The sequence below is a fragment of the Selenomonas sp. genome (assembly GCF_052169755.1).
Classification (GTDB): Bacteria; Bacillota; Negativicutes; order Selenomonadales; family Selenomonadaceae; genus Selenomonas.
Genome location: NZ_JBQNBV010000047.1, coordinates 1 through 13680, shown reverse-complemented (window position 1 = coordinate 13680; position 13680 = coordinate 1). Strand labels below are relative to the sequence as shown.

General features: G+C 55.6%; 15 protein-coding genes. 4 read left to right on the top strand and 11 right to left on the bottom strand.

The window, feature by feature from the left end:
• Positions 1–441: 441 nt before the first annotated feature.
• The 5 genes from hslO to ACTTKG_RS04985 all read right to left on the bottom strand — a co-directional run bounded on the left by hslO (position 442) and on the right by ACTTKG_RS04985 (position 5516).
• Positions 442–1326, bottom strand: coding sequence for an Hsp33 family molecular chaperone HslO (gene hslO, locus ACTTKG_RS05005; protein WP_442673154.1), 885 nt, complete (start codon positions 1324–1326; stop codon positions 442–444).
• Positions 1327–1400: 74 nt separating this feature from the next.
• Positions 1401–1919 (bottom strand): hypothetical protein, encoded by a 519-nt coding sequence (locus tag ACTTKG_RS05000; RefSeq protein WP_442673153.1) that lies wholly within the window; start codon positions 1917–1919, stop codon positions 1401–1403.
• Between the two features lie 192 nt (positions 1920–2111).
• Entirely contained in the window at positions 2112–2849 is a 738-nt protein-coding gene (locus tag ACTTKG_RS04995; protein ID WP_442673152.1) for a DUF6339 family protein, read from the bottom strand.
• Positions 2840–3700: a hypothetical protein gene (locus ACTTKG_RS04990; protein ID WP_442673155.1), complete on the bottom strand. Its 861-nt coding sequence runs from the start codon at positions 3698–3700 to the stop codon at positions 2840–2842. The genes ACTTKG_RS04995 and ACTTKG_RS04990 overlap by 10 nt, the downstream gene beginning before the upstream one ends.
• A complete protein-coding gene (locus ACTTKG_RS04985; RefSeq protein WP_442673151.1) occupies positions 3654–5516 on the bottom strand; it encodes a hypothetical protein in 1863 nt (620 codons plus the stop codon). The genes ACTTKG_RS04990 and ACTTKG_RS04985 overlap by 47 nt, the downstream gene beginning before the upstream one ends.
• 662 nt (positions 5517–6178) lie before the next feature.
• On the opposite strand from ACTTKG_RS04985, the gene ACTTKG_RS04980 reads away from it, so the two are divergent.
• Complete coding sequence (locus ACTTKG_RS04980; protein ID WP_442673150.1) at positions 6179–6526, top strand: hypothetical protein; 348 nt, start codon at positions 6179–6181, stop codon at positions 6524–6526.
• A gap of 61 nt (positions 6527–6587) precedes the next feature.
• Here the strand turns inward: ACTTKG_RS04980 and ACTTKG_RS04975 are convergent, their stop codons facing one another.
• Positions 6588–7259: a hypothetical protein gene (locus ACTTKG_RS04975; RefSeq protein ID WP_442673149.1), complete on the bottom strand. Its 672-nt coding sequence runs from the start codon at positions 7257–7259 to the stop codon at positions 6588–6590.
• Positions 7260–7485: 226 nt separating this feature from the next.
• Here ACTTKG_RS04975 and ACTTKG_RS04970 point away from each other — a divergent pair, with 226 nt between their 5' ends.
• The gene (locus ACTTKG_RS04970) at positions 7486–8622 is read left to right on the top strand and encodes an HD-GYP domain-containing protein (protein ID WP_442673148.1); all 1137 of its coding nucleotides are present in this window, start codon (positions 7486–7488) and stop codon (positions 8620–8622) included.
• Between the two features lie 54 nt (positions 8623–8676).
• Complete coding sequence (locus ACTTKG_RS04965) at positions 8677–9870, top strand: HD-GYP domain-containing protein (RefSeq protein ID WP_442673147.1); 1194 nt, start codon at positions 8677–8679, stop codon at positions 9868–9870.
• Positions 9871–9942: 72 nt separating this feature from the next.
• On the opposite strand, the gene ACTTKG_RS04960 is transcribed toward ACTTKG_RS04965, so the two are convergent.
• The 4 genes from ACTTKG_RS04960 to ACTTKG_RS04945 form a co-directional block, all read right to left on the bottom strand.
• Positions 9943–10314, bottom strand: a complete 372-nt coding sequence (locus ACTTKG_RS04960; protein ID WP_442673146.1) for a heavy-metal-associated domain-containing protein — start codon at positions 10312–10314, stop codon at positions 9943–9945.
• A gap of 187 nt (positions 10315–10501) precedes the next feature.
• Positions 10502–11800 carry a phosphopyruvate hydratase gene (eno, locus tag ACTTKG_RS04955; protein WP_442673145.1) on the bottom strand — a complete coding sequence of 433 codons (1299 nt, stop codon included), beginning with the start codon at positions 11798–11800 and terminating at the stop codon, positions 10502–10504.
• A 199-nt stretch (positions 11801–11999) separates the two neighbouring features.
• A complete protein-coding gene (locus ACTTKG_RS04950) occupies positions 12000–12653 on the bottom strand; it encodes a cupin domain-containing protein (RefSeq protein ID WP_442673144.1) in 654 nt (217 codons plus the stop codon).
• Between the two features lie 73 nt (positions 12654–12726).
• Positions 12727–12942, bottom strand: coding sequence for a Gx transporter family protein (locus ACTTKG_RS04945; protein WP_442673143.1), 216 nt, complete (start codon positions 12940–12942; stop codon positions 12727–12729).
• Positions 12943–12977: 35 nt separating this feature from the next.
• Here ACTTKG_RS04945 and ACTTKG_RS04940 point away from each other — a divergent pair, with 35 nt between their 5' ends.
• The gene (locus ACTTKG_RS04940; RefSeq protein ID WP_442673142.1) at positions 12978–13100 is read left to right on the top strand and encodes a sigma factor-like helix-turn-helix DNA-binding protein; all 123 of its coding nucleotides are present in this window, start codon (positions 12978–12980) and stop codon (positions 13098–13100) included.
• Between the two features lie 263 nt (positions 13101–13363).
• Here ACTTKG_RS04940 and ACTTKG_RS04935 read toward each other — a convergent pair whose 3' ends face one another.
• Entirely contained in the window at positions 13364–13609 is a 246-nt protein-coding gene (locus tag ACTTKG_RS04935; protein WP_442673141.1) for a hypothetical protein, read from the bottom strand.
• Positions 13610–13680: the final 71 nt, after the last annotated feature.

The window sequence follows — 13680 nt, the reverse complement described above, 5'->3', positions numbered from 1 at the left end:
ATTCGCTGATGCATATTCCATGAGCCGTATACCGCCTTGGCCATCGGCAGATTTTAATGGAGTCTATTCTATTGGTCATGGTGAGTTCATATCTTTCGGAAAAAATATGGATAATATAATGCTGACTGTATATAACAATTGACGCTTTTCTTTAGACATTTCGGTTACAACTTTAGTTTACCATGAAGCCCCACGAGGTCAAACCGAAGGTGCAGACCGATTGACCAGGCTTCTGTAAGGCGTTTTGAGGACATATATACAGCGTGCCTCCTTGATGATGCTATCACAGGAATCGGACACAAAAGCAATTATGCCGCTTCGCATGGCGGCTGAACATATGTCCTGAAAGTTTACCGCAACACCTGCCGTGCTTCCTGCGCAAAGGGCAGGGAGCAGACGAAAGCTTTCTCTCCGTGCTCGCAAATCTCTGATGCACGCCGCTCAGCCCCTAGCCGAGCGCTCCTTCTCCGTGAGCAAGGTCTCCAAATCCTCACGCGTGAACGCGTACTTCTCGCCGCAGAAGTGACAGCAGACCTCTGCCTTGCCGTCGGCAACGAGGGATGCGAGATCGTCATGACTCAAACTCAGCAACATGCCTTCGACGCGCTCCTTTGCGCATGAGCAGCGAAAAGCGAGATCGGTTTCGGCGAGAACTTGCGTTTCGCCCAAGCCCTGCATGACGCGTTCAGCAATCTCGCGAGCCGTCATGCCCTGATGCACCATGTCGGAGACGGCGGGAAGCGCCGCCAGATTCTCCTCCATGCGCGACAGCGACTCCTCCGACGCGCCCGGCAAGGGCTGCACAAAGAAGCCGCCAGCCGCCAGCACCGAAAGGTCGGGCGCGACGAGCACCCCGAGCGCGATAGACGACGGCGTCTGCTCCGAATCGTAGAGGTATCGCGTCAAGTCTTCTGCGATCTCTCCCGTGATGATCTCGGACGAGCCGGCGACAGGCTCCTTGAGTCCCGTGAAGCGCGTGACCGTCAAGAGCCCCGCACCGACGCCCGCGCCGACGTCGAGCTTGCCCTGCGCGTTCAGCGGCAGACTCACATGCGGATGCTCGACATAGCCGCGCACGAAGCCCTCGGGCATGGCGTCCGCCACGACCGCGCCCAGAGGCCCCGCGCCCGCAAACTTCACGGTCAGCGCCTCCTCGTTCTTGAGGTTCGCCGCGAGAAGCAGCGCCCCCGTCATCGTGCGCCCGAGAGCCGCCGCTGCGACGGGAAGGCAGTCGTGGCGGCGCACGGCATCGCCGACGAGATGCGTCGTCCGCGCCGCATAGATGCGGAAGTCGTCTGCCATCGCCTTGACCAAAGTATCTTTCATCGGAAAATTTCCTCCTTCTTCAAGCAAGGCGGGTGGACACGCCGCGTGTCCACCCGCCTTATATCTTATGTTCATCATTCATCCCAAGCGTAGAGCACGAGGATGTCGGGCGCATGGACGACGTCATAGAAGGCGATGATCTTGCGCCCTGCCGCCTTGCACCACACATGGCGCAGAGCGCCGTCGCCATCCGGCGACTTCTCCTGCGAGCTGAAGAAGTCCGCACGCTCTGCCTCCGTCAGTCCCAGCGACTCCAAAGCGAGCGTCAGCACGCGCCGCAGAGCCAAAGATCGCGACACCGACGCTTTCTCGCTCTTCATGACGATACTCGAAAGCGCTCCCGCCTCGTTGACGTTCAAAAAGAGCCGCGCCTTCTCCCCGGCTCCGAGGATGTCGGCTTCGTAGACGCGATAATTCTTGAGCTTCACGTTATTCGACAAGAGCGGCGCGGCAAGGCGCACGACGGAATCCTCGCGCAAAGCCATATCGTTGTAACGCACGACGAACGCCGCCGCGTCGAGATCCGAGACGCGCACTGCATGATTCGCCAGACAGACACCCGCGCCTGCCACGAAGAATAAAGCTGCGAGCACGATACTCCATAAAAATTTAAGTCTATGATGCAAAGTCAAGAATGCCTCCCTCAAAGCTTCCCGAAGCCGTTGTGCAAGGTACATTATAGCACAACGGAGCGGGGATTCAAGGAAAATCGCGCGCGCTCGACCTTCTCCGGCTCGCCTGCCCTATCCGGATACTTCCTTATGCTGCGACGCTGAAATACGGCGTCATTTTTCATCGAAAAGCACGCCTTCCAATCGCTCCTCGATCTCCTCTTCCGACAGCATATCGACGAGCGTCAGCGACGAGAGCGCATTGAGGCGGCTGAGGAGCGCCTGCAAATGCTCGCGCTTGACTTTGTTTCCCTCGCGCTCGAATCGTTCCATGAGCGTGAGTACAGCGAAGCGCGTCTCTCGGCAGCTCATGAGACTGCTTGAGGAAAACAGCACAAGCTGCGACGCGAACGCTTCTTGCGCGAGCACAGGCAAAAGCTCGAACGGATCGCGGCGACATTCATCAAAGACCATATACCCTGCCCACCACAAACGCGCGAGCGGGTTCACAAAGAGCGAGCGGCGCCTTCCCTGCGCGAAGAAGAAGTCGCTTCGAAGCGCGGCGGCGCTGCCCTCGGCGAAATCCTTATCCTTACGATAGTGGATATAGCGCCAAAAGAGCGTGTGCGAAAGCCCCGCCCAAAATCGCTCATCTGCCGCCGTATAAGGCGCGAGCGTGCGCCATGCGCCGTAAAGCCGCCGCACATTCTGTATGTCCGTCGCGGCAAAATCGCCCTCTGTCAAAAGCTCGACTGCTGAAAGCTCCGCCATCTCCATCTTTTCCAGATAGCCTTTGTCTTGGAGATGTGCGAGCATCGCCGTATTGTCCGCACAGCGATAAAGCTCCGCGTGCTCTTCGACATGCGTTTTCATATCGTCGACGCCCGCCTGCGTCATGAAGCTCAATTCCATGCGCTCACCTCCTCGCGGCGCGCCAAATCTTCCAGCTCCTGCAAGGCACGGTTCACCGGATCGCGCAGAAGCTGCTGTGCGATGGCGAGAAGTTCGCCGCCCTGCGCCATAAGGTCGATCTTTTCCCTTTCCAAGAGGTACAGCAGCACCCTCTGCCAGCGCGCCCGCGGCTCTTCGCCCGCGCACTGCCCCTCGCGCAGACGCTCAAGAGCCGCGACGAGCGCAGGCAGGACGACGCACGCGAGAAACGTCGCTCCGTAAGCGCCCTTCGCATAGCGGCGATAGGTATCATACGCTCCGCGCGGCAGGTGAATGACGATATAGTCAGAACCGCAGTCAACGCGAAGCGCCGCCTCTCCCGCCCCGCGCACCGAAGGCTCTATACGCACGATAGACGGGAGCGTCTCGCGCTCATCGTGCGTATAGAGCAGAAATTCCGTCGTCTGGTCAACGGCTAGAATATGTCCGCGCACAAAAGAAAAAGCGCGTCCTTCATAGACCTCATGAAAATCATCGCTCGCATAACCTTCGATCGCTGCCTTTGCCACGACGAACGGCGTGACTTGCAGGACGGAGCGCACCGCATCCGCTGAAATCGTCAGGCGAAACACCGCGTCATTGAACTCGAACAGACGACGATACGATGTGACGGGCGATTCGATATGCAGCGCATAGCCTGCCAGCCCTGCACGCACAAGGTTTTTGAGCGCAGCACAGCGAAGCACTGCGCGAAACGCAAGATGCAGCTCCTTGCCCACCGTCTTGAGTTCAGCGATGCCGTCAAACGATGATTTGCGATAGCTGTCATTCGTCTTTGCCAGCAGCGGGTACGGCGCCAGACTTCCTCGCATCTTCAATGTACTTCACCTCCAGCAAGCAATAGTCGTGATAGTCTATCGTATAGTCAAGAAAAATCTTCGCGCCCTTCGCCACGCTTTGCAGATACACGGCATTGCCCTCAAACTTTTCCAACTTGGCGCGCGCCCTGCCGGATAACGATGCCGCGAGCAGCCTGACGGGCGCCGACGCCTGCTCGCCTGCCAAGAAAAGCTCCAGACGCACACGCTCGGCTTTGCGCGGCGCAATGAAGCTTAAGCGATAGCGCCCCTTTTCGCACGCAAGGCACAAAGAGCGCGCATGTAAAGGTGCAAGACGCGTCGCCGTCGCCACGTCCTTTTTCTTCTTTACCTTCTTGATACGGCATCCAAGCGTTTCTCTTCGCTTGCCTCTGCGCTCGGCAAGCGAAGAGCGCACGGCTTCCTCTTCGACGTCAGGCAGAAAATCGCCGGCGCCGAAAGCGTCAACGCCGCTCTCATCCTCCGTCTGTAAGCACGCACGCACCTTTTCCTTCAAATATTTGCGAAGCCCCGCATACATCTCCTTCGCCCGCTTCTCCTGCGCTGCATCCTGCAATACCCCCGGCTCCCAAGCGTCATGCGACGGCACTTCGATGCGGCGAAACGCCTGCCCCATCGCATTTTCCCTGATAAGGAAAATGCCGGTAAAGTCAATGCCGCTTGGAAATCCCTTCTGCTCGAAAAGCTTCATACCGATATGGCGCGACATGAGGATGCGGCGGTTCAACCCCTCGCCGCGCGTCAAAAAGAGCGTCGCCGCGCCATCGGGAAAGCCATATTTCGCGCCGTATTCCGCAGCTTCAAGCTCCACCTTCTGCATCGCTTCATCCTCGCCCAAAAGCATACGCGCATACCGCTGAATCATCCGATTCTCCTCGTAATATTCCTTATGGTGCGAACTTCCCGCAGGCTTTTCCACAGGAAGCCCTTCAGCATAGAGGGCGATGCTGCCCTTCGTGATGCGCTGCCCGCCGATCTCCACCTCCAAATTGCCCAGCCATATCGCGAGCAGAAAATTGTCGAGCACGGCGCGAATCATCTCCTGCTCCAGCCCCTCGATGGGCAAAAGCCCCATGACGAAGATATCCGTACCACTCGTACGCCGCCGAAACGCCGGATCCATCGCAAAGATGTCGATGAGCGCCTTCTTGTTCTCGTCGCTGTAGTAGACCGTGCCCGTCGTCCAGCGATCTTCAGCGTCCTTGTAAGAGACGAGCTTCGCGACGCCCGTATATGACTCCACGCCGTCCTTGTCCATCGAAGCGAAAAACGCCGTGCGAAGCTCCGAACAGCTGTAGACGACCGCCTTGCCGATGCCGAAACTGCCGCCCGCATCCTTTTCCTTCTGTACGGAAAACCCCTGTTCCTTGACGAGCCCGCTCCAAAGCGACCCCTTCTCGCCTTCGAGCGCCCCCTCAAGACCGCGCGTGCGGAAATCACTGATGCGAAGAACCGAAAGCCGCTTTGCCTTTATCACTTCCAGAGCACGAGCGAAAGCCTCCCTGCACTTCTTGTCATCCCGATTGCTCAAAAAGCAGCGCTCTAAAATATTTTGAAAATCCTCACGCCCCGGGAACTTCTCACGCGGTATATCGAACATCTGAAACGATACGATGACGGCGCCCTCAGCGTCGTCCCTTCGCGCATCAAGGGAGTTCTGAATCGTTTCGCGCACAAGATAATGCACCGTGCGGATGCCGAAGGAAACACGCGCCAGATCGTTGTAACCGACAAGCTCGCCGCTGTCATTCATCGGCGCACGCCAGCCGCCCTTCTTTCTATCCTTTATAAAAGGAAACAATTTTTCCACCCCATTCCTGTATGGTTCCTAGTATAGCAAAGACCCCGCCGAGTGACAATGTGCGATTGCGGCGGTCTGCACCAAAGCACGGCAGAAATCATTCGCCGCTGTTTCTGCCAAAGCCCTTCGGCAAAAGCAGCACACCACCCATCTGGAATTATCTGTAAAATTAACAAAAGCTAAATATTGCAAAAATTTACCTCGAACCACTTGCATCCATAACTCAGTGTGCTATAATAAAAGTGCGGCAGGTGGACAAAGCGTCATCCCGCCTTTAGTGCCGTACCTTACTAACCACCAGAAGGAATCATCGCGTATGGTTCCTCCTGGTGGCAATATAATCGAGTCTCAGGCACGAGGCTCTGGTCGAAAGACCGCCGTAGAAAGAACAGGCAAAGAGCTTCCTGCTATTTGCCTGTTTTCTTTTTGGAAGTTTCTGTCATTCTCAATTTCTGGTATTTTATGACAATTTTGTGCTCCTTAAAGACTTGTGCTATAATGAGGCTCATGCGGCTAAATGCCGTATGCTTTTGCGACGAAAATCTGCGAAGCAATCCATCATTTTCTGCGTGCGGCTGCTTAGTTCAAGGAAGATGCCGCGCGAACTGCACGCACAAAGCCTATCTCACGAGCCTCGTGCGCTGCCCTTACTGAAAGAAAGGAGTCTTTTCATGCCAACATCAAGAAAAACCGTCGGCGCAAAAAAAGCCGACGCCGCGAAAAAACCGGCAAGCCCCCGCACGCGGCGGGCATCGAACGTTGCCTACATCTTCTTCAACTGTGACGCTGAAAAATCCCACAGCTCGATGAATATTTTCTACAACCACGAAATTTATCGCGATACACAAGCCTCGCGCAAAGCGCTTTGGCAAAAAATACAAGCGGAGCAGGATGCCGAACGCATCCAGATCGCTGAGGACGACCTGCGAAACGTACGCGCGGCGATCCTCGAAAGCGATCCTGCCGAAGCCAGCCAATACCTGCGCTTCGGCGCCATCGAAACCGTCGCCATCCATTGAGCGGCACGTCGTTCAATGGATAGCAACGCCGAAACATCCTCGTGCAGCTTTCCGTAAAGATTCAGCGGCGAGGCGTCAAAATCTCGGGGATCGCAAGCTCTTCGCTCTTCGTCTGCGTCGTCGGCGCCCCTTCCGGCGTAAGGCTCGGCGTATATCGCCAGTTCTCCTTGATTCTTTGCGCCAAACGCTCCTCGATGAGCAGACGCTCTTTTGCATCCGTGATTTCCGGCTCAAACTGCCATCCTTGGATGTCCGTCACACGGCCTTCGCGTGAGATGTCCGCAAAGAACTGCACGCGTCCGCGATACGAGGTTTCCTTCTCTGTCAAACCTCGCTTCGTCTCTTCGCGCAGCACGGCGGGCTTATTCGGCTTCCGCATCGTCGGGTAGTCGCGCCGCTGCTTTTGCGGCTGCTTCGCCCGCCCGTCTGCGTCGGCTGCTGTTTCCCGCTTCGGCGGCGGCTTTTGCACCGCTTCTTCCAAAGGCGGCAAAGGCAGAGCGGCAGGCTCCGGCTCTTCTGCGCTTGGTAAAAGCGCTGTCTCCTCGACAGGCTTTGCCGCCTGCTCTGCCGGCAGAGACCTCTCTTCTCCAACATCGAGCCAAGCGAGTTCTCCAGCGGCGTCCGTCGGTGCATCTGCCGTATCCGGCAAAAAGATTCCTGCAAAAACGCACACGCATACGTGCAGCAGGACAGAAAAAACCACGGCGGAACCCCAGCGTCGCCGTACGACCATGCCCTCACCTCCTCACTCGCATGATGTTCTTCCATTATAACATAATGCGAAAATTTACGGCTGAGAAAATGATTCCTCACTTCGTCCTAGTATTCGTATGTTGCCCCCTTCCCTTTTGGGACAACATATAGTATCATAGGGTATAGATACATTGATTTCCTTTTTTTGATAGGGAAAAAACCCTAATGTTTATCCAGAGAGAACAATGCGGATACAGGTGAGCTAAATGATTCATATTCCCGTAAAAAAGCTGAAAGAAGGCATGGTCACGGCGCAGAGCATATACAACCCGCTCGGCGCCAGCTACCTGACAAAAGGAATGGAGCTGAGTCCGCAGTACATTGAGCGGCTGAAAAAATCGGGGCTTGACGGCGTGACCGTCACATCCATGGACCCCAAGCTCAAGCTCGCACCGCCCGATGACGTCGTACAGGAAAAGACGCGCATATCCGCCATACACAATGTGGCGACGGCATTTCACAGCGTGGAGGACAACGGAGCATTCGACCCGAAACCTCTGCACGGCATTTCCGAGACGATTCTGCATGACATCATTGCCCAGAAAAAGAATCTCGTGCAGCTTACGGATATACGGCTGCACGACACCTACACGTTTGCCCATTCGGTCAACGTGGCGATTCTTGCGGCGCTCCTCGGCGTGCTGCTGAAGCTTCCTCAAAAGAATCTTCTGAAACTCACGCTCGGCGGACTTCTGCACGACATCGGCAAAATCGCCGTACCCAATGAAGTCCTCACAAAAGCCGGTCATCTCTCCGACGATGAGTGGAGCGTGATGCAGGGGCATCCCGAAGCAGGCAGGCAGCGGCTGAAGAAACTGTTCCCGTCCGATATGCTGCTCTCGACCATAGCGCTGCAGCATCATGAGCATATCGACGGCAGCGGCTATCCCAACCATCTGCAAGGCGACCAAATCCATCTCTACGCGCGTATCGTCGCCATCGCCGACGTCTACGACGCCTTGACGAGCGTGCGCCCCTACAAGAGGGCGTATACCCCATCCGTCGCACATCGCCTCATGGCGACGTGTTCGCCGGGACACTTTGATCTCGATCTCTTGAAGCTCTTCTTCGACAACGTCGCGATCTATCCGGTCGGCACGATCCTCAAGACGCAGAAAGGCTACGCCATCGTGAAAAAGGTCGAATTCGGTCATACGCTGACGCCCCTTGTCTGCGTTTTCGCCGACCAGGAAGGAAAGCTGCTCGATGCTCCCTACCAACTGGATTTAGAGGATGCGCCCAAAGGAATGCTCGAAGGCGTCATCTCGGACAGTGAGCTGTACCATTTTATCCACAACATCAATATCGATCCTGCCGTCTTCCTCCAAGAAGAGGCAGGATAGGTCAACTGCGCGGCGAAGGATCGCCCGCAAATAAGCAAATGAGGTGTTTCCTGCATGATACGCTTGAAACCGAATCAACTCAAAACCGGCATGGTAACAGCGCAAAGTATTTTCAACGAGAAAGGCGCCCCCTTCCTCGTGCGCGGCACACCGCTGACGGATCGCTACATCTATCGACTGCGTCAACTCAGCGTGCCGGAACTTCACGTCACCTCACTATCCTCGGATTTTCAACTCAAGCCGCCTCCCGACATCATCGAGGAGCGCACGCGCATAAAAGCCGTCGACAACGTCGCGGAAACTTTCCGACAGGCGGAGCTCAACGGTCATTTCGACATGAAACGCTTGGAAAGATGCGCCGACCTTCTCGTGCGCGACGTCATGGCGAAAAAGAAAAATCTCGTGCAGCTTACGGATATTCGCCTGCACGATTCCTACACGTTTTCCCACTCGGTCAATGTCGCTGTGCTCGCAACGATGCTCGGCGATCTCTGCGGCTATTCGAAAAGCAAGCTGCAAGTCATCACGCTCGGCGGGCTCCTGCACGACATCGGCAAACTCGCGGTAACTGCGCGTATACTCAATAAGCCCGGCTCTTTGACGGCGGATGAGTTCAAGGTCATCCGCACACATCCGGGCGAAGGGCGCAAAATGCTCAAGGAGCTGCGCTCACCTCTTGCCTCCATGCTTGCGATCATCGCCGTCCAGCACCACGAACACTTAGACGGCTCCGGCTATCCGCATCATGTGCAGGGGAAGTCCATCCATCCTTACAGCCGCATCGTTGCCATCGCCGACGTCTATGATGCACTGACAAGCGTGCGCCCCTACAAAAAGGCGTACAAACCGAATGTCGTCTATCAGATGATGATGCACAACTCGCCCGGGCACTTCGATATGGATCGGCTGCGCCTTTTCTTCGAGAACGTCGCCATCTATCCCATAGGCACCGTGATGAAAACCTCACTCGGCTACGCCATCGTCAAAAAGGTGGTTTTCGGTCATACGCTCCTGCCCATCGTCATCGTCTTTACGGACAAAGACGGCAAACTGCTCAAAAAGCCTTTCGGCGTGAATCTCTCGCATTGTCGGCGCGATGCCATTCAGTACGTCATGGATGACGTCGAACTCTTGAACTTCATCCGCCACACAGGCATCGATCCCGCCGTATTCCTCGATAAGGAGCTTCGCGCGACAAAAGACTATCCACGCACGACTGTCATCCGCGAATCACGAATCGCCCGCTAAGCAATAAAGCCCTCGTTGCGGCAATATTGGAATGGACCCCAATATACCGCAGCGAGGGCTTTATTTTCATTTTCACTTCTCTCGAACTTCGACCGACGCGAGCTTATACTCGGTCTTATCGAGGACGGCGTGCAGTTCTTCGTCGGGGATCATGCGCTCCATTTGGAGGATGGCTACGTTCTTTCCGAGATCGACCTCGGCGGCTGCGCCGTCGATGCCATTGAGCATACGCTCGACGGTGTTCTTGCAGTTGTCGCAGTGCATCCCTTCGATGTGCAGCACCTTCTCGCCAATAATATCGTGATAGAGTTTCTTCTTCGGGCCGCCCTCGATGCTGCCGCCCCCGCCGCAGCACGCACCGCCGCCGCCGAAGTGACGCACCATGCCGCGCACGGCGAAGAAAAGCCCTACGAGGAGCAGCGCTCCCAAAATATACGTTGCCATGCTTTCTCCTTCTTTCCTTGACAAAAGGCACCATGCCCTTATATACCATGCTACCGCTCTATTCTACCCGCGCTTTATCGGCTTGTCAATAGTGATTCTTAGTGTTGATGATAACCCTTGGGACGAAAACAGCCTCCCCGTCGGGGAGGCTGTAAATCTTGGAATTACTGAAACTTTCCGTTCAAGCTCACGGCAGAGGCACGTTGAAGGCGTTCTTGCCCGCGTAGACGGCGCTCTTGCCGAGCTCTTCTTCGATGCGCAGGAGCTGGTTGTACTTCGCGACGCGCTCGCTGCGGTTCGGTGCGCCCGTCTTGATCTGGCCTGCGTTCAGCGCGACGACGAGATCGGCGATCGTCGTGTCTTCCGTCTCGCCCGAGCGATGCGATACGACAGCCTTGAAGCCCGCGTTGTGCGCCATAGCGACAGCGGCGAGCGTCTCGCTCAGCGTGCCGATCTGGTTGACCTTGATCAGAATGGCGTTCGCAGCCTTCATGTCGATGCCCTTCTTGAGACGCTTCGTGTTCGTCACGAAGAGGTCGTCGCCGACGATCTGCAGACGGTCGCCAAGCTCCTTCGTGATGAGCTGCCAGCCCTCCCAATCCTCTTCGTCGAGCGGATCTTCGAGAGAGACGATCGGGTACTTATCGACGAGCTTCTTCCAATGCTCAACAAGTTCTGCCGTCGTGAATACCTGACCGGACTTGGGTTGCTTGTACTCGCCCTTCTTCGAACCTTTCCACTCGCTGGCGGCCGCGTCCATCGCGAGCACGAAGTCCTTGCCGGGCTTGTGACCTGCCTTCTCAATGGCGCGCATGATGTAGTCGATCGCCTCGTCGTCCGACTTGAGGTTCGGCGCGAAGCCGCCCTCGTCGCCGACGCCCGTCGCATGGCCGTCCGCCTTCAAGAGGCTCTGCAGCGCATGGAACACTTCCGACGACCACTGGATGCACGTGCCAAAATCGGGAGCGCCGACCGGCATGATCATGAATTCCTGCACGTCGATGCTGTTCGCCGCATGAGCGCCGCCGTTCAGAATGTTCATCATCGGCACGGGCAAAAGACCGCCCTGGCTACCGCCCAAGAAGCGATAAAGCGACGTCTCCTCGCTCGCAGCGGCTGCCTTCGCCGCCGCCATGGAAACGGCGAGGATGGCGTTCGCGCCGAGCTTCGACTTGTCTTCCGTGCCGTCCGCTTCGAGCATCGTGCGGTCGACGAGAGCCGTATCCGCAGCGTCGACGCCGACGACCGCCTTGGCGAGTGTCGTATTGACGTTCTCGACCGCCTTCCGTACGCCCTTGCCGAGGTAGCGAGCCTTGTCGCCGTCACGCAGTTCAAGCGCTTCGAACTGCCCCGTCGATGCGCCGGACGGCGACGCCGCACGACCGAAGCTGCCGTCCTCCAGAAGCACGTCGACTTCCACCGTCGGATTGCTGCGCGAGTCAACGATTTCGCGTGCATGGATGCATTTGATCTTGCTGTTCCTCATCGTATCCACTCCTTGTAAATCTAATGAAACATTATACTCTTAGCTTATCACGAAAGCGGCGGATGTCAAGCCTTTTGCTGAAAGCAATTCGCATTTGTCGCCGCTTTCATAAAAAAAGCGCACGGGCTTCGTCCTGCCCGCACGCTTTTCCCGTTTGCCGAAGCCGCACAGGCACAAACATGCCTGTATTCGTATCGGCTCAAACAAGCTCCAGCATCAGCGCCATCTTGAAATTTTTCACGGCGCGCACATAATGCCTGCCGTTCTTCGCGAACTTGAAGTTCTCGCCCGCATGAACCGTGTACTCCTTGCCCTCGTAGCCGATGACCGCCTCGCCTTCGAGCGCGAAGACGAGAGCCTCGCCCGGCGCCGCGTGCTCGTCAAGCCCCGTGCCCGCGCCGAAGCTCATGAGTACGAACTTGAGGTTCGGACTCTGCACGAGATCCATGTTGACGATCTTGCCCTCCCGGCACGGCAGAAGCTCTGCCAGCTGAAATACCTTCTTGTCCTCGATTGCCTTGTTCATGGTCTTTCCCTCCTGCAAACTGATCTCAAGATATACGGCTCCGCGCTCGGTCTTGACGCCCACGGGCGTACCGACGGGAACGACGAAGAAATCTCCTGCGGCGAGCGGCGTATTCCCGCTTTCCTCGACCGCTTCCATCGCGCCCGAAGCGACGTACCAGAGGCGGCGTCGCTCGTAGCTCTCCGCACTGATGTCCGTCGCTTCTGCGAGCGAGAACCAGACGATGTTGTTGCCGCCCGCCGCGCTGATAGCTTCCGACACCGTGCAGCCCGGGACGGGCGCCATTTCCTCGGCGGGACGGAATACCCTGCCTGCCTGACCTTTCATGGCTGTCATCTCCTCTCTTTCTGTTTCTGTTTCCTAGTATAACACAGGGAAATTTTCGCAGCGGGAACATTTGTTACAGCTTTTGAGAAATTTTCTTATTTCTCCAAGGAAGTCGCCGCAAGACTTCCTGCGCCAAAAAGCCCGTAGAAGCGCCCGTAAGAAGCGCGAGGGAAAAGAGCATGGGCGCATAGTAAAAGACGTCGAGCGTACCGAGCCAAAAGGCGGCGGCAAGAAGCTGACCCGCGTTGTGCGAGAGTGCGCCCGCGACGCCGAGCAGCGCTAGCGGCACGCGCGGGACGGTGCAATGCGGCTTTAGTTCGACGCATGTATTTGGTCGATGGCTTGAGCCAACGGCAGATCGCCCAGAAGCTCGGCATTTCCCGCAATACAGTGACCACAAGTATTGCGAAGGCAACACCTATCCGGAAATTCACTGTACCCCTTTAGAACAAGACCTTTTCATACATTTCTTCATACCATTCTTTTTTTATTTCATCAAACACCTTTTGTCTGTCCGCTAGATTCTTTATTTTGCGCCAAGCATATCTAGCAATTCTGGAATTTTTCCTTTACCTTCTTAGAAAATGCCTTGATTGCTGCGTTTATAATTTTTTCTATTTCTTTGTTTAAAACTTTTTGCTTCATCAGCAATACCCTCACCTAAGTGCACCTTTTCTTCTCCCATTTTATAATACCTCGTTTCTATCATATTATAAGTGACGCAAATGACTTTTATACCAATCAATTACGGCATCCCTGTCTGAGTCAAAGAACTGTGTTGATACATAAATTTCAGTACCATTGAAATTTATGGCTTTAGCTCTGTATCTCTTTTGAAGAGAATTTCCCATATGATCCGTTCTGCTATTTGCAATTGCTGGATAATCCGTGGCTTGGAATAGATTTTTTGTGTATTCTTTAGTTTTTAAACTTTCTAATTCAGTAGCATCAATCAATCCTTTTCCACCAAATCTTCTACAAAATTATAAAAAAGTTTTGCTACAGGAATCAATCCCTCTGCCCATGT